Origin of the sequence: Nocardia sp. NPDC057668, from assembly GCF_042799795.1 — a bacterium.
Taxonomy (GTDB): Bacteria; Actinomycetota; Actinomycetes; order Mycobacteriales; family Mycobacteriaceae; genus Nocardia.
In genome coordinates, this window is record NZ_JBHVIC010000003.1 from 890,822 (window position 1) to 909,654 (window position 18,833).

Consider the following 18,833-nt stretch of genomic DNA (forward strand, 5'->3'; position numbering starts at 1 on the left):
CACGTCACCCACCGCTGGCTACCAGGGTAGATCGTCGGCGTCCCGCTTCGCCGCCTTCGAATTCTTCACACGTAAGTCCGGGGCGACTGAAGCGCCCCAGATCTCGCAAACATCGACAGAATCGTTCTGGAAGGCTGGCAGTTCCTCGGCCTGTGCGCCAGTGACCACGGAGCCTTCCTTAGGTTCCGGAGGTTACGACGGCTCATAGCGGCAAGCCCGGCACGGAATGCTACGCCTCTGGGTCACGCGGTTCGGTTGTTCTGCCGCCTCTACCTCGAAGGAACAGGGTGCCAGCCTGACCATGGCCGTGGGCCGAATTTTCCTTGCAGGCAGGCGATTCGGTGATCGGCCTGTTCGCGGTCCGCGGGAATGTTCGCGGCGGACTGTGCGGCCATGGTCGTCATGCGGAACTCGCGCAGGTCGCGAAGGAGCTCGTAGCCCTCCCATTCGGTCACGTCGGATCCATAGACCTCGCAGAACGATTGGTACGCCTGGGCGCTGATCTGGCCGAGCGTCTTGAACTTGATCGCGGTGTGCACGGTGTCCCATTCGGGTGGGCCGACAGACGTGCGCTCGAGGTCGAGCATGACGATGGTTCCGTCGTCGGTCGCCACAACATTCCCGGACCAGGCATCCCCGTGGACGACACATCGGGGTAAGCCGGAGGGGCGCTCGTCCCACCGCTTTCGGAGTTCGGCCAAGTGATCGCGCATCCAATCTCGGTCTGTGCTCGATACGGTGATCGCTCCGTCTATTCGCTGGTCCAGCCGGACAAAGGGGTCCAGTTCGCCCAGCTCGATACCGACGGGCAGGGAAAGCGCATGGAGTTGCCGTAACGCACCGGCGATCTGCGCCGGAGTGCCTGGACGGTGCGGAGGTAGTTCCTTCCAGAATGTCACAGCATGCTGTTCGACCACTACGGGCTGGTCGAGGCCGGGCACTGTTCGCACCGCTGAGATTCCCTCGGCCTCCAACCATTCAGCAACCGCGACTTCGCGACGAGCAGCAGATTCTTGCCCAGATCGCGCGATCCGAGCCACGATCGCACCATCGAGACGGTAGAGAATGTTCTCGCTGCGGTTGAGAACAGTGGCGTTCGCACAGTCCACGCCGGCAACGGCGCATGCTCTGCGAAGAACAGAGTCAGCAGGGTCCATGCTCATGACGTCGGCAGCAATTCGTCGATGCGCTCGTTCAATTCCGCAACCTGGGGCTGCTCGGCATGAACTCTCGCAAAGCGGCGCAGCTCTCGCAAGTCGTCGGCTGCGCGGCGAGAGCGCAGGTGCCCGGCATCCACGAGAGCGTGTCGGCCGATGGACGAGGCCTCGGCCGGGTCGCCTGTCGCCATGACGAGGGAGGCAAGTTTGGTCGCCGAGATCGCGCGGGAGCGTAGGTAGGCGTCGCTGTGGCCTTGGACGGCAGCGGTGAGGCGGTGTCCTGCCTCAACGATGAATTCGCCATTGATCGCGAGGTCGAAGAGCGCGTGCCCGGTGTCCCCTGAGTGCTGGGCGAGGTCGTAGTAAGCCATCCACGGAGGATCATTGCTGGGCTCCGAGTGCGCGAACTCCTCGTCGGCTCTCCCGATCGCGGTGAGTGTCTCCTGCACTCTGCCCTGTTTTGCCAACGCGCGGGCGTGCGTGGTGTGCAACATCGCGCGTTCGGTGGGGGTGAGGCGATCGGCCCGGACGAACGCCTGTTCCACCGAAGTCAACCCGTCATCGATCCTGTTCCGCCAGATCGACTGTCGAGCAGCGGACGAGTGGACCTTCGCCCGCAGGTGCCAGTCCTGTCCCGCTTCGGCGCACCAGAGTGCTAGTTCGAACATCGTTTCCGCGTCCTGGTGTTCGTACCGATCGAAAGCCATGAAACCGGCACTATGGCTGAGGAACCCGACCGCCGAATGCAGTGCGCTCTTGTGCTGTGGAGAGCAGCTGGCGTCCAGCAGGCTTGCCGCGTACCGGACTTGAGCGGCAACGGCTTCTCGAACGAGCCCGCGACCTGCCGCGTTGTCCCAGGAGCTGAATGCCTTTGCGGCATCGCGAATCTCCTCGATCTGGTCGAGGCCGACTGCCGCGGGAGTTGGCGTCGGACGTATCGCCGCGATCAGATCCATGAGCGTTCCCGGGGTGACCGCGCCTACCGCGGCGACCATTCCGAAGTCCCGGCGCCTCACGTCGTAGTTGTCCTGCCCGAAGTCCGCGAGCGGAGCCGCTGCCGGTTCGCTCGTCGCTGTCTCAAGTGGCCGTGTACTGCTGAGTCCAGCATGCCCGCTATCACGAGTCGTCATGCATTCGATCTCGATGCGAAACCGCTCGAGCACAGTCGGATCCACGCGCGCCAGCAACGTGTCGAGCGCCTCGGCCGACCGGCCGAGCACAGGCCGGTCGATGGTGGCTCGCTGCTCCCACTTCTGAATTGTTTCGATCTGAAAGCCCAGCTCGTCGGCCAGCTCCCGCTGGCTCATGCGCAGGCCGGCCTTTCGCAGTGCCTTGATCAGCGGCCCCGTCCACCTGCTGACGATCATCGTTGCCCCCTGAGATGTCCCGCAACGCCTCGTGGGAAAAGCGTACGACCTTTGTACGACCTTCGTAGCTGGGATCGAACCAGACCGTGAACCAGACTCGAATCACGTCCGGCGACGAGTTGAATCCGTGCCCACTCGTCGCCGGGCGGACCAACTGTCAGGAGGGAGTGGGAAATGAACTCGAGACCGACCGCGATCGGATACTTACTAAGCGATGTATCCGGCATTCAACAGGCGTGGGACGAGGCCCAGATACGCAGTCTCGCAGCTCGACTCGGCTACGACCTCGCGAAGATTGTCGCGTTTTCCAAACGAACCGGCAATCCGATCGGCCTGCTGAAGACTCAGGCTGCCCTAGACAATGCGGAAGCCGTGCTGACTCCGAGCCTGAGGCACTTCGAATCCGGTATGCCTCCAACCGAACTCGTCGAGCAGGTGGACCTCATCACCGTAGATCCGCATGACACCTACGCCAGGTGGGCGATCCCACCCGTCGGCTACGCAGGCGAATAGGACTCTCGCACCATGCTTCACCCCACGCCCGCACTGAGCGGCGCAGATGCCCGCATCCTTGCCGAAGTGGACCGCATGCGCGACGAACTGCGTCGTAATCTGCAGGGAAAACCCATGAAGTGGGCCGGTAGGTTCAGGAGGTTCCTCACCGCGGACGCCGTTTCGGCATCGAATTCCATCGAGGGTTTCAGGGTCTCGACCGTCGATGTGGAAGATCTGATCGCGGGCGAGCCGGACGTCGAGGTCTCCGATGAGAACAAAGCCGAGACGCTTGCTTACGTACAGATGATGACGTATCTGCAAACGCTGCATGATGTCGACGACTTCGCGTACAGCAAGGGTTTTCTCAACGCGTTGCATTGGATGTTGCAGGGGCACCGCCAAGGTGAGCGTCGCCCGGCAGGCCGGTGGCGACTCGGCCCGGTCTACGTCACCGACTCACGCGATCAGGGTACCGCGGCGTACACGGCCCCCGATGCCGAACTGGTGCCGACGTTGACGAGAGAACTAGTCGACTGGCTCAACACCGATGATGGAACGCATCCGCTGGTGCGCGCGGCTATGGCTCATCTGCACCTGGTGTCGATCCATCCTTGGGCCGACGGAAACGGGCGCATGTCGCGCTCATTGCAGACACTGATGATCGCGCGCGAAGGCATCCTCGCACCGGAATTCTCGTCGATCGAGGGATGGCTCGGCCGGCCCGGAAACACGTGGGAGTACTACCGGGTTCTGGGCCGTCGCGGCAATACCTATCGCCCCGATCAGGATGTGTCGGAGTGGATTAGGTTCAACCTGACCGCGTACCACCAGCAGACACAAACCGTCTATGCACGCTGGGTTCGGTCGGGGGCGGTGTGGGGGAAACTAGAGGAGTACATCGTGGGCATCGGGATGGACAATCGCGTAATCAGCGCACTGCATGATGTGGCGATGTCGGGCCGGGTCCGCAGAGGCCGATACGAGCAGGCCGAGGGGTTGAGCCACCAACAGGCGCAACGCGATCTTCGCGACCTGGTCGCACTGAAAGTGCTCGAACCGGGAGGCAAGACCCGTGCCCGCCTCTACACACCCGGCACGGCGTTCCCGGCATCGGCGCTCGATATCGCAAGAACTCCAAGGGCCATTGGCAATCCGTACGAGAAGTAGAGGCAACCGCTATTTCGCTGTCCTTCTGGAACAACCCGAAGATCACTGAACGTATCCACCGTCCAGCATCGGCGATGGCAGACTTTCCGCCATGGGCGACTCGACCGCGGCCGAACCGACCATCTCGTGTGGCGCACGCGTCCGATCCCAGCCCGAGGTACACCTGCGTGCCGGGCGGCTCGCGGCGCAGCTGAGGCAGCGGGGTGTGGGGAGGGGGCAGCGGGTTGGGGTCATGGCGCGGAACGACATCGAGTTTCTTGAAGTTTCGCTTGCCGTGGCTTCGTGTGGGGCGAACCCCGTGCCGATCAACACCCGGTGGCGGGCGGCGGAGGTCGCGCATGTGCTCTCCGACGCCGGGATCGAGCTGGTATTTGCCCATACCGAATTTGTTTCCACCATCGAGGGGGCGGCCGGTACAGCCGGAACACAGACCGGCATCGTCGAAATCCCCATGGCGGCTGAGCTTCTCGCCGCGGCCGAACTCGATCCCAATCTGCGCCACACCACCGGCAGGCACCCGGAACTCGAGGAGTGGATCGGGGACGGCGAACCGCTGGGGTGGATCGACGGTGCCATCGCCGACTCCATGGGGCTGATCTACACCTCCGGAACCACCGGGAGCCCGAAAGGCGTACTGCGTCAGCGCATGACGCCCGAGCAGCTGCTGGCCATCGCCGGCGCGACCGCCAACCGCATGGGATTGACGGCGGGTGGGCAGATGCTGGTCGCGGGACCGCTCTATCACACCAGCCCGAACGCCGTCGCCATGCTCGCGCTGCGGATGGGGACCAGCATCACCCTCATGCCGCGCTGGAACGCCGAGCGGTTCCTCGAACTGGTGCAGCGCAACCGCATCCAGCACGCCAAGATCGTTCCCACCATGCTCTCCCGGCTGCTGTCGCTGCCTGCGGAAGTTCGCGCCCGTTACGACATCGGCAGCCTGACCCACCTCATCCATTCCGCCGCGCCCTGCCCACCGGCGGTCAAGCGCGCCGCCATCGACTGGTTCGGCGACGCGCTGTGGGAGTTCTACGGCTGTAGCGAAACCGGAGCTGTCACCTGGATCAACGCCACCGAATGGCTCGAGCGCCCGGGGAGCGTGGGACGGCCACGGGACGGAGCGGCGGTCACCATCGCCGACGATAACGACAAAGCACTTCCGACCGGTGAGACCGGCCGCGTATTCGTCAAAGGCGCCGACTACTGGCCGAACTTCGCCTACCTCAACCGAATTCGCTCGGAACCCAGCCCGTTCCCCGGCATGATCCACGTCGGCGACCTCGGGTATCTCGACGACGACGGGTACCTCTACCTGACCGGCCGCGGCAGCGAGCTGATCAACATCGGCGGCGTCAACACCTACCCCGCCGAGATCGAGGCCGCGATCAGCACGCTCCCCCAGGTCGAGGACGTCGCCGTCTTCGGCATCCCGCACCCCGGCGACCTGGGCGAACAGGTCGCGGCCCACATCGTGACTCGCCCCGGCACCACCCTTACCGAGCAGGCCGTACGTTCCGAACTCACCGGGCTTCTGGCCGATTACAAGGTCCCTGCCGTCATCAAGGTGGTCGAGACCCTACCGCGCGACGACTCCGGGAAGATCTACAAAGCCCAGCTTCGCAGCCTGTACGAGCCCCGCTAACAATTGCCGGCACAGTCGCCGACGCCCGAGGGGCGGGTGGCCCAGAACGACGGGTCGGCACCGGCAGATCGGCGGCCACATCAGAGCGCGCAGACACCTCGACCGGCGGCGATGCCCAACTTCACCGAAGTTCGGGGCCGAACATCCAGTGGCACAGCAGATTCCGACAGCGAGTCCGCTGAGCCCCGCCTACTCGACCGCATCCTGCCGCCGCAACCAATCCAGCATCAGCCGATTAACCACCTCCGGCTGCTCCTGCTGAACCCAATGCCCGCTCTCCACCGTCACCTCTTCCGCATTGGGCACGAACTTCGTCATGTTCTCCGCCCGGGCAACCGTGTCGCATTCGCCGTAGATCATCAGCGCCGGCTGCCGGATGACCGGGTCCACACCCGCCAGCAACCGCCAGTTCCGATCGAGGTTGCGATACCAGTTGATGCTGCCCGTGAACCCCGTGTCCTCGAACGCGGTGACGAAGACCTCCAGCTCCTGTTCGCTCATGACCGGCTCGCCGAGCGGTGATTCCGCACGAGCCAACTCGATCATCACCATGCCCGGCCGCGGCTCGGCGGGCGGTAGGTTCTTGCGAAAGATGTTGCGCAGGAACCGAGAAGCGTTCGCGTCGAGAACAGCGTCGGCAACGCCCGGCTGCCGGTTGAAGTGCACGAAATAGAAGTCACCACCCAGCGCGGCTTCCATCGATTCGATCCACGGCGTCTCACCTCGCTCGGGGTACGGCAGGCTCAGGTTGATCATCTTGCTCACACGCTCCGGGTGCAGCAGGGTCAGGCCCCAGACGACGAACGACCCCCAGTCGTGCCCGGCGAAGACCGCATCGTCGTACCCGTAGTGATCGAGCAGCGCGACGAGGTCACCCGCCAGATGCTCGATGTCGTAATCCGTTACAGCGTCCGGCCGGGACGAACGGCCGTAGCCGCGCTGATTCGGGACGATGACGTGGTAGCCGGCAGCCACGAGCGCGGGCACCTGATGACGCCACGAGTAGGCGTGCTCGGGCCATCCGTGGCACAGCACGATCGGCTTCCCGGCGTTGTGCCGGCCTGATTCGAAGACTTCGAGTTCGACTCCGTTGACCGATACCAGGGTCGGCTGGGGAAAGTCGGCGGGCATGGGTACTCCTTGAACGTGAGGACCGATCCGATAGGCGGATCGATGCGGTGCCGCGACCGTAGGGGTCATTGCGGACAGGATCTGTCCGGGAGATTCGGCAGACTGACCGCATGCCGAACAATCCGACGGGGCGAGCGCTTCGATTGCTCTCGCTGCTGCAAACCCATCGCTTCTGGCAGTGTGGTGAGCTGGCCGCACGGCTCGAGGTGACCGAGCGAACCGTGCGCCGAGACGTCGATCGCCTGCGCGCGCTGGGCTACCCGATCGACTCCGAATCGGGGAAGTACGGCGGCTACCGGCTCGAGACGGGCGCTCACGTACCGCCGCTGATCGTCGACGACGACGAGGCCGTCGCCATCGCCGTCGGGTTGCGCTGTGCCGCCGAAGCGGCCATCGACGGTATGGAAGAGACCTCCCTGCGCGCACTGACGAAGATCGAGTCGCTGCTGCCCCATCGACTACGCCGCCGGGTGTCGGCGCTGAGCTCGAACGTCACGCCCCTACGTCGGACCGCCGACGACGCCGTCATCGACCCCGAAGCTCTCGCCCTGCTCGCCGCGGCCTGCCGGGATCGTGAGCACGTGCGATTCGACTACCGGCGCGGTGACGGCGGCGACGGCCGGCGCAGCGTCGAGCCACACGGACTCGTCACGGCGGGCCGCCGGTGGTATCTCGCCGCGTGGGACCGAGATCGCGGGGACTGGCGCACGTTCCGGCTGGACCGGATCCGGTCGGTCCGGCCGACCGGCGGACACTTCGATTCCCGTGTGATCCCGGGCGGTGGCGCGGCGGCTCTCGTCGCGAGTTCACTTGGCCCGGAACCGAACTCGAAGGCAGCTACGCTCACCGTCCACACAACGTTCGCCGAACTGGAGGGCGCGCTGCGCTGGTTCGACCACACACTGATCGAGACAACACCGGCCCTCTGCCGAGTCCGGATCCGTGACGCGGATCTCGGCCGCCTCGCCATGGCGGTCACCCGAATCGCACTCACGGGACCGGTGGAAGTTGTCGAACCGCCCGAACTCGCGGACATCGTCCGGAGCCTGGCCGCTCATCTGAAGCAGGACGCATGACCCCGAGCATGCCTACTCGCGGCTCCGCGTTCCTTGGGATCAGCCGCGATCGCCGGTTGCGAGCATTCCTTGTTAGCTATAGTTTACTATAGTTAGATAAATCCCGACCCGAGCGAGAAGAAGGCAGACATGACCACACTCGAGGGCGCGACCGTCCTGGTGACCGGCGGCCAGCGTGGGCTGGGGAAAGCATTCGCCCGGGAATTTCTGGACCGGGGCGCGAGCAAGGTCTACGTCACCGCACGGAAGCCGGAGGCGAGTACGGATGAGCGCATCGTCCCGCTGGAGTTGGAGGTCACCGAGCCGGATTCCATTGCCGCGGTGGCGGAGCGGGCCACGGACGTCACCATCGTGGTGAACAACGCGGGAGTGCTGCGCCCCGCGCCGCTGTTGCGGGCCGAGATGGCGGGCGTAGAGGAAACCTTTGCCACCAACGTCTTCGGACCGCTTCGAATCGCCCAGGCGTTCGCCCCGATCCTGGCGAAGAACGGGGGTGGCGCGTTGGTGAACATCCACTCGGTGCTCTCGTGGAGTTCGGGGGCGGCTGCCTACGGCGCTTCCAAGGCCGCGCTGTGGTCCATCACGAACTCGCTGCGCATCGAACTGGCGGGACAGGGCACGCAGGTGGTCGGGGTGCATCTCGGGTTCGCCGACACCGATATGGTCCGGGCGATTCCGGCACAGAAAGTCGCACCAGCGTTCGTGGCCGCGCAGGTCGCGGACGGACTGGAGCAGGGCGTGGCCGAAGTGCTCATCGACGATTTCACCCGACAGGTCAAAGCCTCACTGTCGGGTCCGGTCGAGGGACTCGCGTTGACGCTCGGCGGCTGAGCTTTCGACGCCGTCCATCCGAGACATTTAAGGTCGCCCCGGCGAGATGTGCATGATCGACCACCCAAACCCGTGATCCGAACCTCTGCGGCCTCAAGGTCGTTGCGAGACTTCCGGTCTCCCGAACGTGGGCCTGCGAGAGCCCCTGACCGCTGCCTCATTGGGAGCCCAACGAGGCCGTTGCAAACCTCGCGAGACAGGCACCGATCAAGCTGGTTCCCTGCACAATTCACGCCTGGTCGTTGCGCCTTCGACCCTGTCCAGGCCCGACCACTATTCGTTGGAGCCGTGGGATCCACCGAGATGGGACGCACCGTCGGGTGATCGGCGCAGGTACCGCCCGCGCGGATCGCCCTGCACCCGCCCGTCCGCGCACACCTGCTCACCGCGCAGGAACACGTCGGTGACCCGAGCCGTCATCTCGAACCCTTCAAACGGCGTGTATTCCTGGGCGGACTCGGAGTCGGCGGCGCGGACCGTCCAGTGTGCGTCCGGATCCACCAGCACGATGTCCGCGTCGTATCCGGGGGCGAGGTCACCTTTTCCGTGTAACCCGTAGCGGCGCGCCGGATTCCGAGAAGTCAGTTCCGCTACGCGGGACATCGCCAGCCCGCGTTTACGGGCCTCCCCCACCAATCCGGGGAGCAGGTACTCCGCACCCCCGAAGCCGGACTTCGCGGTGAACACGTCGTCCGGATCGGGGCCGAACTTCTGTTCCGCACGGCAGCAGGCGTGATCGCTGACCACCCAGTCGATCTCGCCGGCCAGCAGGTGCCGCCACAGCGCGTCTACGTCCGCCCGCTCGCGCAACGGCGGGTTCACCTTTCCGCCGAGACCGTGCGCGGTATCGACATCGGCCAGCAGGTGTCCGATGGTCACCTCGCGCCGAAAATCGATGTGCGGGAACGCCGCCGCCATGGTCAGCGCCGCCTCGACCGCCTTCGCGGAGGACAGGTGGAGCAGGTTGATGTTGGCCAGGCCCGTTTCGTGGGCCAGGTAGGCGGCCGTGGTGATCGCCAAACCCTCGGAATGCGCTGGGCGGGAGGCGCTGTAGGCACGTAGGCCGGTGAGAACTCCTTCGCGTTCGACCAGAGCCGTGTAGGCGGCCATGATCTCGGCGGTCTCGCAGTGCAGCGAGAGGGACAGACCGTTGCCCAGCACCTTTCGCGCCTCGGCGATCGCGCGCATCACGAACTCGAAATGCGCCACGTCGTAACGCTCGTCGGGGCCGATCATCAGGAAGTCGGCCTGATCGTCCGAGCGCCCGTGCAGGCCGTGCCCGCCGTAGAACATGAAGACCTTGAACGACGTCACACCGAAATCGCGTATCAGAGAAGGTATTTCGGCGATGTGCTCGGCGGTCATCGGGGCCAGGTGCAGGGCGTGGTCCACGAACGCCCGGCCGTCCATGCGGTTCAGGGCCTCGGGCACGAAGTCGCGGTACGGCCCACCGCGGTTCAGGTAGTAGCGGCCGGTGCGCAGGTAGGTCAGGGCGGTGGTCACCCCGCCCTGCGCGCAGGCCCGGCTTTCGCTCTCGGTGTCGGCGGACAGCTCCTGATAGATCCCCCAGTGCTGGTGGGCGTCGACGACGCCCGGGAACGCCAGGCGGCCGTCGGCATCGACAACTCGGCGCGCACCCGCGGCCGGCAGGTTCGGGCCGACGGCGGCGATCCGGCCGTCGGCGACAGCTATGTCCATGGGTTCGGGGAGCTCGGCGGATGTGTCGCCCGGCCGCACCACGCGGGCGCCGCGAATCAGCAGGTCTGTTGCCGGCATGGCATCGACTCCAGTTTCTCTCTGGGAAACACTCTTACCAATGCGGCGATCATGACAGTAGTATTCGCTGATAGTCAATGCCTCCCAACACATGTGTGTTTCGCAAAGCGAAACGCGGGGAGATCGAGAGGGAGTGCGCGATGGACGGACCGCTGTCCGGGATCCGGGTGCTGGATGCGGCGACATTGTTCGCCGGGCCGCTCGCGGCGACGCTGCTGGCCGATTTCGGCGCGGAGGTGGTCAAGATCGAGCATCCCGGCGGGGATCCGGTGCGCAGCCACGGCGCACAACGCGAGGGGGTCGGACTCTGGTGGAAGATGCTGGGACGCGGCAAGAAATCGGTAACCCTGTACCTGGGCGCGCCCGACGGCCAGGAGATCTTCCGGCGTATGGTCGCCGAGGCCGACGTGGTGATCGAGAACTTCCGGCCCGGCACCCTCGAACGCTGGGGCCTGGGCTACGACCGGCTGTGCGAGATCAATCCGCGCGTGGTGCTGGCCCGCGTCACCGGTTTCGGACAGATCGGCCCCTACGCGCAGCGTCCCGGCTTCGGCACGCTCGCCGAGGCCATGAGCGGGTTCGCGGCGGTCACCGGTGAACCAGACGGCCCGCCCACCCTGCCGCCGTTCGGCCTCGCCGACGGAATCACCGCCCTCACAACGGCATTCGCGATCATGACCGCCCTGCGCGCACGCGATGCCACCGGCCGGGGCCAGCAGATCGACATGGCCATCATCGAACCGATCCTGACCCTGCTCGGCCCCCAGCTGATCGCCTATGACCAGCTCGGCGAACTGCAACCGCGCATGGGCAACCGCTCGAGCAACAACGCCCCGCGCAACATCTATCGCACCGCCGACGACGGCTGGGTCGCGGTGTCCACCAGCGCGCAAACCGTGGCCGAACGGGTGCTGCGCCTGGTCGGACGCCCCGACCTGACCGAGCAGCCCTGGTTCGCCAGCGGCGCCGAAAGAGCCCGGCACGCAGACGAACTCGACGCGGCCGTCGGCGCGTGGATCGCCCAGCGCGATACCGAGACGGTCCTGCGCGAATTCGAGGCCGCCGAAGCCGCCGTCGCGCCCGTCTACACCGCCGCCGACGTCCTGGCCGACCCGCAGTTCCGGGCGCTGGGCACCATCGCCGAACTCCACGACGACGAATTGGGACCGATACGCATGCAGAACATCCTGTTCCGGCTCTCGGAGACCCCGGGCCGCATCCGATGGACGGGTCCGCCGCTGGGCGCGCACACCGCCGAGGTCCTGAGCACATACGGCGTCGACGCCGCGGAACTCGACCGCCTGCGCACGGCGGGGGTGATCCGATGACCACCCGCGACCCACTGGTGGAGCTGGTGCGCGCCGGCGTACGGCTGATCGAACTCGGGCGACCGTACTTCACCGGCATGCCCTGCTCCCCCAACCATCCCGGCTTCCGAATGACGCTGGCGCGCAGGCACGGCGACACCGTCCGCCCGGACGGCGGTTCGGCTGCCAGCGAGATCATCGTGACCGGCGGCCACGTCGGCACACACATCGACGCCCTCAGCCACGTCAGCCAGGACGGAACGCTGCACGGCGGCATCGACGCCGCCGAGGCGCAGCGCGGAGGGAGTTTCACCGCGCACGGGGCCGAGAACCTTCCCGGATTGCTCTGCCGGGGAGTGCTTCTCGACATAGCCGCCGCACACGACGTGAACATCCTGCCCGGCGGCTACGAAATCACCGTCGCCGATCTCGAGCACGCGACGCGCGACCTCCCGCTCGACCCCGGTGACGTGGTCCTGATCCGCACGGGATGGGCACGCCACTATGCCGACCCGGCAACGTATCTGGGCGCGGACTCCGGCGTGCCCGGGGTGGGCGTGGAAGCCGCACGCTGGCTCGCCGCCCACGGCGTCGTCGCCACCGGCGCCGACACCACGGCCTACGAGCGCCTCGCCCCGGGCGCGGGACACAGCGTGCTGCCGGTACATCGGGTGCTGTTGGTCGAGTCCGGCATCTACATCATGGAGCACTTGGACCTGGAACAGCTGGCAGAGACCGGTATTCATGAGTTCGCTTTCGTGCTCGCACCGCTACGCATAGTCGGCGGCACAGGCTCCCCGGTGCGCCCGCTCGCGGCGGTGACCCGATGACCGCACCCACGATCGTCTTCGCGCCCGCGCGCCCTCGCGCCCTCGGCCGCACAGCCTCCCCGGTACGCCCCGCTCGCGGCGGTGATCCCATGACCGCACCCACGATCGTTCGCGCGCTCGCGCCACTGCGCACCGTCGGCGGCACAGACTCCCCGGTGCGCCCCCTCAACGGCGGTGACCCGATGACCGCCTCCACGATCGTTCGCGCGGCCGCGCCGCTGCGCACCCTCGGCGGCACAGGCTTCCCGGTACCCTCCGCTCGTGGCGGTGACCTCATGGGCGCCCCCATGATCGTGTTCGTGCTCGCACCGCTGCGCATCGTCGGCGGCACAGGCTCCCCGGTACGCCCCCTCGCGGCGGTGACCCCATGACCGCCCCCACGATCGTGCAGCAGCTCGCGGAATTCACCGTGGCCGCTCGCCGCCCCGGCGGCGTGGGGACCGCCCTGCGCGCGGATGCCGCCCGCCGACTGCTGGACGTCCTCGGCAACAGTCTTGCGGCGCAGTCCACTCCAGCCGCCGCGGCGATGCGAGCCGTCGTCACCGAATGGGGTGGGCGGCCGATGTCCACCGCACTCGGCCTCGCCGATCGGGTGCCCACCGCGAGCGCGGCACTGCTCGGCGGAACACTCGCCCACGCAATGGATTTCGACGACACCCACCTGCCGTCGGTCCTGCATCCGTCGGCGACGGTGGTGCCGGCCGCCCTCGCGGTCGCCGAAGCGGTCGGCGCGAGCGGCGGCGCGCTGCTGGACGCCATCGCGGTCGGGGTGGAGATCACCGTCCGCGTCGGCATGGCCGGATACGACGAGCGGCTGGGTAACTCGGTCTTCTTCGAACGCGGCCTCCACGCCACCGCGATCTGCGGGGCGCTCGGCGGAGCCGCCGCTGCCGCGCTGCTGGCCGGACTCGACGCGCCCCGCGTCGCACACGCGCTCGGGATCGCGGCCAGCATGGGTTCGGGCCTGCTCGAGGCCAATCGGACCGGCGGCACCGTGAAACGGATTCACTGCGGCTGGGCCGCGCACGCCGCGGTGACCGCCGCGGAGCTGGCGCGGCACGGACTGACCGGCCCGCCCACGGTCATCGAAGGCCGGTTCGGGCTGCTCCAGGCATTCTGCGGCGACCAGGCGCGCGCAGAGAGCGTCACCGAGGGCCTGGGAACGGAGTGGGAACTGCCAGGCGTGTTCTTCAAGCCGTACCCCTGCAACCACTTCACCCACGCCAGCATCGACGCGGCCCTGCGCCTGCGCGCCCGGGGCGTAACCGCCGAGCAGGTGGAACGCCTCACCCTCGGCGCACCCACCCCGGTCCTGCGCACGATCGGCGAGCCCGCGGCGGACAAACGCGCACCGGAATCCGGCTATCACGCCGCGTTCTCCGGCCCGTACACGGTCGCCGCCGCACTCATCGGCGGCGGCGGGCTCGGGCTCTTCCACGAGGACTTCACCGACGCGGCGGCCCGCGATCCGCACCGGCTCGCCCTGGCCGCGAAGGTCGATTGCGTGCCGGATCCCCACTGCGACAGCATCTTCCCGCACCAGTTCCCCGCCGTCCTCACCGCCGAGCTCCAGGACGGACGGGTACTCACCGAACGGGTGGACGTCAACCGTGGCGGCCCCGGCAATCCGCTGTCGGCCACGGAACTCGCCACCAAGTTCCGGCTCAACGCCGCCCGCTCACTGTCCGCTGACGACGCTGAGGTTATTGCTCGAATCGTCTACGACACGGCGGAAATCAACGACCTGCGAGAACTGCTCGATCCGTTGCGCGGCGCCATCGAACCAGTCGGCGGCATAGCATCCGGTACCGAGCCGGGGTGAGTACCCTGCGCCTGAGCGAGGACGGGCTGCTGGACGCCGAGCTCACCGATTGAGACACCGAGAACGCACCGGTGCGAGAACAGCGCGGAAGTCCGAGTTCATCAGCCGCGCGCAGGTCGGCCGACTGACCGCCGCCATCGTCCGCAGCGTCAACCGGGTGCAGGTGTCTCGCGGACCGCCCCTGAGCGTCATATCCGGCGACGGCAGGTGCAACGAACGGCAGGCCTGAAGACGCGATTCTCGGGCGTGTAGACGCCACTCGGCGACGCGGTGGCACCCGCGTGGGGCGAGCGGGCGTGGGGCCCAGCACTGCGACCGCGAGACCCTTCAGCCACCGGTCAGGCCAGGTTCGGGAAGCCCCCCGACCGGCCCAGCAGCGCGGGCACCGGAGCACCCAACACTGTCCCGAGCCACCGCCCGGTCTCGGCGACCTCGTCCATCCCCACACCGGTGCGATACCCCATCCGATGCAGCCCGTAGAGCAGATCCTCGGTGGCGACATTGCCGGTCGCGGCCGGCGCGAAAGGGCACCCGCCGATACCGCCCGTACTCGCGTCCAGCACCCGCGCACCCGCCCCGACAGCCGCGAAAGCATTGGCGTACCCGGTATTGCGCGTGTTGTGGAAATGACACCGCACCACCGCATCGGGGGCCAGCGCGGCGGTGGCCGCCACCAGCGTCCGCACCCGGTCGGGCGTGCCGACGCCGATCGTGTCGGCCAGCGCGATCTCCTGCGGCCCGGCCTCGGCCACCCGGCGCACCAGGTCCAGCACGGTCGCCTCGGCGACCTCGCCCTCGAACGGGCAGCCGAAAGCCGCGGCGATGGTGACGGTTCGGAGCAAACCCGACTCGGCGGCCCGCTGCGCCAGACCGTGCCAGCGCCGCACGCCCTCGGCCGTCGAGCAGCCCTGATTGCGGCGACTGAACGTATCGGTCGCCACCACGACGACATTGATCTCGTGTACGCCCGCCGCGAGGGCGCGGTCGAGGCCGCGCTCGTTGAAGACCAGCCCGATGTAGGAAACATCGGCCGGTCGCGACACCCCGGCCATGACCGCCTCGGCGTCGGCCATCTGCGGGACAGCCTTCGGATTCACGAAGCTCACCGCCTCGATCCGGCGCAGGCCCGCCGCGATCGAACGCTCGATCAACTCGATCTTGCGCTGCGTCGGGACGATCTCCGGTTCGTTCTGCAGGCCGTCGCGTGGGGCCACCTCGAGCACCGTGATGTCCACGGGCACACCTTCTCTCACCTTGCCGCGCCGTTTCTCTCAGGGATACAGTGTATCCACTTTCACCCTACCGTTCTCGCGCGCCCGGCGCGCGAGCATCGGGCGCACAACGAAACGGAGTGGCCGCATGACAGCCGAAGCAACCCCCGGGGCCGGCGCGCTGGCCGATCTGCGCGTGGTCGAGATGGGCCAGCTGCTGGCCGGTCCCTTCTGCGCACAACTGCTCGGCGACTTCGGCGCGGAGGTGATCAAACTCGAATCCCCCGGCACCGGAGATCCCATGCGGCAGTGGGGACGTGAGCAGTCGAACGGCGCTTCGCTGTGGTGGCCTGTGGTGGCGCGCAACAAGAAGTCGGTCACCTGCAACCTGCGCGACCCCGAAGGTCAGCGGCTGGCCCGCGAGCTCATCGCGCAGGCCGACATCGTGATCGAGAACTTCCGCCCGGGCACCATGGAACGCTGGGGCCTGGGCTACGACCGGCTGCGCGAGGGCAATCCCGAACTGATCATGGTCCGGGTCACCGGCTACGGCCAGACCGGCCCCTACGCCCCGCGCGCCGGATACGGTTCCATCGGCGAGGCCATGGGCGGAATCCGTTACACCACCGGCGATTCCGGCCATCGCCCCGCGCGCACCGGCATCTCGATCGGCGATTCGCTCGCCGCCGTCTTCGCCACCATCGGCACCCTCGCCGCCGTCCACCACCGCGAGAAGACCGGGCAGGGACAGGTGGTCGACTCCGCCATCTACGAGGCTGTGCTCGCCATGATGGAATCGCTACTGCCCGAATACGCGCTCACCGGATATCAGCGCGAGCGCACCGGTTCGGTGCTGCCGAATGTCGCGCCCAGCAACGTGTATCCCACGGCCGACGGGGAGATGGTGCTGATCGCCGCCAATCAGGACACCGTGTTCGCCCGGCTGACCGAGCTCATGGATCGCCCCGAACTGGCCGTGGACGAGCGCTACCGCAGTCACACCGCACGCGGTGCGCGCATGGCCGAACTCGATGATCTGATCAGCGCCTGGACCGCCGGTCACGACGCCGAGCCGCTGCTGGCGAAGCTGCACGAGGGCGGGGTCCCCGCGGGCCGGATCTATACCGCGCGCGACATGTTCGCCGATCCACACTTCGCGGCGCGCGAGGCGATCGTGCGGGTCGCCCATCCCGAACTGGGCGAACTGCCCATGCAGAACGTCTTTCCCAAGCTCAGCGTGACCCCGGGCCGAGTCCGGCACGCCGGTCCCGCACTCGGTGAGCACAACGCCGCGGTCTACGGCGAACTGCTGGGCCTGGACGCCGATCAACTGGCCAAGCTCGCCGAAACCGGCGTCATCTGAGGGGATTTCGCATGTCCGATCTACACGAGGACGCCCGACAAGCCGGCTACGGCACCCCGCTGGGCGCTGGAGTGCGCCCGGCGGTGCTGGTCATCGACGTCTGCGCGGCCTATCTCGACGACGAATCACCACTGCGGGCTCCGGTGCAGGACGCGGTGCGCGCGGCGGCGACGGTGGTCGAGTACGCACGAGCCGGTGGGTATCCGGTGGTGTTCACCCGGGTCAGCTACCGCCCCGGAACGACCGAAGGTGGCTTGTTCCGGCAGAAGGTGCCGACCCTGGCCGTCTTCGAGGAGGGCAACCCGCTGGGCGAATTCCTCCCCGAACCCGCACCGCGCGAGGGTGATTCGGTGATCGTCAAGCAGTATCCGAGCGCCTTCTTCGGCACCCCGCTGGCCGCGAACCTCACCGCCGCGGGTATCGACACCCTGATCATCACCGGGCTCACCACCAGCGGGTGCGTGCGCGCCACCGCGGTGGACGCCCTGCAGCACGGTTTCCGGCCGCAGGTGGTGGCCGATGCCTGCGGCGATCGCGACCCCCGCCTGCACGAGGCGAACCTGTTCGATCTCGGCGCAAAATACGCGGATGTCATCGACGTGAAGCAAGCGCGGGAACTGCTGTTGTGAGCGATACGAACCGGCACCTCCGTCAGGCGGTGCCGGTTCGCTCATAGAATCCCGCTACGAACTCTCGCCGCGGGCGATCGCGCACTCTACGAGGGCATTTCGACGCTCACGACGGCGTCTGTGCGCGTCCCGCCGCCGTAGACGAACGCACGAGCCTCCGAGTCGCCGAGCTGCGCCAGGAACCACTGAGCCGTCCACCGCGCGGCCGCCGCGATGGTCTGCTCACGCGGGGCGGTGCCGGGATGGGCGTCTGGCGCCGCCCCCGGCGGATTGTCCTCATCGGCCAGGCCGAAGTGGTTGGCGCCCAGCAGGTTCACGAAAGCGGCTGTCGGAGCGCCGGTGAGTTTCGTGAAACTCTCGTGCGCTTCGGCCGGTTCACTCACCGAGTCCTCGGTGCCGTTGATGTACAGCACCGGAATCCCTTGCACCGCAACCACATCGACCACCGGTCCGATGGTGGTGTTGGTGCCGTGCCCGACGATCGCCTTCAGCTGCGGCGGATGCCGATACGACACCCCGAAGCAGAAGGGCACCTGGCAGCGGTCCGCGGCCGCGTACAGCGCCGCCGCCCCGCCGTAGGAATGCCCGGCGACGACCAGGGTCTCCGGGTCGACGACGCTCCCGATCCGGGAGCCCGGATCGGCGGCGCGCTCGCGCGCCCAGCCCACCACGTCGGTGATCGACTGTTCGCTGGGCAGGCTGTATCCGGGCATCGGGTAGCGCTCGGGGATGACCACCACGAAGCCGTAATCGGCTACGGCGGAAGCGAATCGGGAGTAGTACTCGCGGCGCATGTTCGCGCCGGGCAGCATCAGCGCCACCGGCAGGCGACGGCCGGCGTTCGCCGGATACCAGACCGTGGCCGCGTCGAGGCCGACGTGGGTTTCCTCGCGGGTGACACCCGGGTCGGCGTGGGCCGGAGCGGCGATGAGAAAGAGCAGGGACAGGGCGGACGCCAGCAGGGTGCGCATGGGATCCCGTTTCGTTTGTGGAAACAGTGTTTCGATGTGAGACTGTCGGGAGCGTACT

17 protein-coding genes are annotated in these 18,833 nt (G+C 67.3%); 11 read left to right on the plus strand and 6 right to left on the minus strand.

What is annotated here, in order from left to right; all coding sequences use genetic code 11:
• Positions 1–269 precede the first annotated feature (269 nt).
• Positions 270–1,163: a phosphotransferase family protein gene (locus ACFVBH_RS22590; protein ID WP_379004088.1), complete on the minus strand. Its 894-nt coding sequence runs from the start codon at positions 1,161–1,163 to the stop codon at positions 270–272.
• Entirely contained in the window at positions 1,160–2,524 is a 1,365-nt protein-coding gene (locus tag ACFVBH_RS22595) for a helix-turn-helix domain-containing protein (protein ID WP_379004090.1), read from the minus strand. Before ACFVBH_RS22595 ends, ACFVBH_RS22590 begins: the two co-directional genes overlap by 4 nt.
• Positions 2,525–2,698: 174 nt before the next feature.
• Here ACFVBH_RS22595 and ACFVBH_RS22600 point away from each other — a divergent pair, with 174 nt between their 5' ends.
• From ACFVBH_RS22600 to ACFVBH_RS22610, 3 genes are all read left to right on the plus strand, one after another.
• Positions 2,699–3,037, plus strand: coding sequence for a hypothetical protein (locus tag ACFVBH_RS22600; RefSeq protein ID WP_379004092.1), 339 nt, complete (start codon positions 2,699–2,701; stop codon positions 3,035–3,037).
• 12 nt (positions 3,038–3,049) lie between these two features.
• A complete protein-coding gene (locus ACFVBH_RS22605) occupies positions 3,050–4,186 on the plus strand; it encodes a Fic family protein (protein WP_379004094.1) in 1,137 nt (378 codons plus the stop codon).
• A gap of 91 nt (positions 4,187–4,277) precedes the next feature.
• Positions 4,278–5,828 carry an AMP-binding protein gene (locus tag ACFVBH_RS22610; RefSeq protein ID WP_379004096.1) on the plus strand — a complete coding sequence of 517 codons (1,551 nt, stop codon included), beginning with the start codon at positions 4,278–4,280 and terminating at the stop codon, positions 5,826–5,828.
• 189 nt (positions 5,829–6,017) lie between these two features.
• On the opposite strand, the gene ACFVBH_RS22615 is transcribed toward ACFVBH_RS22610, so the two are convergent.
• On the minus strand, positions 6,018–7,028 hold the full coding sequence (locus ACFVBH_RS22615; RefSeq protein ID WP_379004098.1) for an alpha/beta fold hydrolase: 1,011 nt from the start codon (positions 7,026–7,028) through the stop codon (positions 6,018–6,020).
• Positions 7,029–7,069: 41 nt separating this feature from the next.
• On the opposite strand from ACFVBH_RS22615, the gene ACFVBH_RS22620 reads away from it, so the two are divergent.
• Both ACFVBH_RS22620 and ACFVBH_RS22625 read left to right on the plus strand, forming a co-directional pair.
• Positions 7,070–8,035 (plus strand): helix-turn-helix transcriptional regulator, encoded by a 966-nt coding sequence (locus tag ACFVBH_RS22620; protein WP_379004100.1) that lies wholly within the window; start codon positions 7,070–7,072, stop codon positions 8,033–8,035.
• A 129-nt stretch (positions 8,036–8,164) separates the two neighbouring features.
• The gene (locus ACFVBH_RS22625) at positions 8,165–8,866 is read left to right on the plus strand and encodes an SDR family oxidoreductase (protein WP_354984713.1); all 702 of its coding nucleotides are present in this window, start codon (positions 8,165–8,167) and stop codon (positions 8,864–8,866) included.
• 273 nt (positions 8,867–9,139) lie between these two features.
• On the opposite strand, the gene ACFVBH_RS22630 is transcribed toward ACFVBH_RS22625, so the two are convergent.
• Positions 9,140–10,642 (minus strand): dihydroorotase family protein, encoded by a 1,503-nt coding sequence (locus ACFVBH_RS22630; RefSeq protein WP_379004102.1) that lies wholly within the window; start codon positions 10,640–10,642, stop codon positions 9,140–9,142.
• Between the two features lie 140 nt (positions 10,643–10,782).
• On the opposite strand from ACFVBH_RS22630, the gene ACFVBH_RS22635 reads away from it, so the two are divergent.
• The 4 genes from ACFVBH_RS22635 to ACFVBH_RS22650 all read left to right on the plus strand — a co-directional run bounded on the left by ACFVBH_RS22635 (position 10,783) and on the right by ACFVBH_RS22650 (position 14,601).
• Positions 10,783–11,970, plus strand: coding sequence for a CaiB/BaiF CoA transferase family protein (locus ACFVBH_RS22635; RefSeq protein WP_379004104.1), 1,188 nt, complete (start codon positions 10,783–10,785; stop codon positions 11,968–11,970).
• Positions 11,967–12,779 (plus strand): cyclase family protein, encoded by an 813-nt coding sequence (locus ACFVBH_RS22640; RefSeq protein ID WP_379004106.1) that lies wholly within the window; start codon positions 11,967–11,969, stop codon positions 12,777–12,779. Before ACFVBH_RS22635 ends, ACFVBH_RS22640 begins: the two co-directional genes overlap by 4 nt.
• An 89-nt stretch (positions 12,780–12,868) precedes the next feature.
• A complete protein-coding gene (locus ACFVBH_RS22645; RefSeq protein WP_379004108.1) occupies positions 12,869–13,150 on the plus strand; it encodes a hypothetical protein in 282 nt (93 codons plus the stop codon).
• Positions 13,147–14,601, plus strand: a complete 1,455-nt coding sequence (locus ACFVBH_RS22650) for an MmgE/PrpD family protein (RefSeq protein WP_379004110.1) — start codon at positions 13,147–13,149, stop codon at positions 14,599–14,601. Before ACFVBH_RS22645 ends, ACFVBH_RS22650 begins: the two co-directional genes overlap by 4 nt.
• Positions 14,602–14,939: 338 nt before the next feature.
• On the opposite strand, the gene ACFVBH_RS22655 is transcribed toward ACFVBH_RS22650, so the two are convergent.
• Positions 14,940–15,836, minus strand: coding sequence for a hydroxymethylglutaryl-CoA lyase (locus ACFVBH_RS22655; RefSeq protein WP_379004112.1), 897 nt, complete (start codon positions 15,834–15,836; stop codon positions 14,940–14,942).
• 124 nt (positions 15,837–15,960) lie between these two features.
• Here ACFVBH_RS22655 and ACFVBH_RS22660 point away from each other — a divergent pair, with 124 nt between their 5' ends.
• Positions 15,961–17,175, plus strand: coding sequence for a CaiB/BaiF CoA transferase family protein (locus tag ACFVBH_RS22660; RefSeq protein ID WP_379004114.1), 1,215 nt, complete (start codon positions 15,961–15,963; stop codon positions 17,173–17,175).
• Positions 17,176–17,186: 11 nt separating this feature from the next.
• The gene (locus tag ACFVBH_RS22665; protein ID WP_379004116.1) at positions 17,187–17,804 is read left to right on the plus strand and encodes an isochorismatase family protein; all 618 of its coding nucleotides are present in this window, start codon (positions 17,187–17,189) and stop codon (positions 17,802–17,804) included.
• A gap of 86 nt (positions 17,805–17,890) precedes the next feature.
• On the opposite strand, the gene ACFVBH_RS22670 is transcribed toward ACFVBH_RS22665, so the two are convergent.
• A complete protein-coding gene (locus tag ACFVBH_RS22670; RefSeq protein ID WP_379004118.1) occupies positions 17,891–18,775 on the minus strand; it encodes a hypothetical protein in 885 nt (294 codons plus the stop codon).
• Positions 18,776–18,833 lie beyond the last annotated feature (58 nt).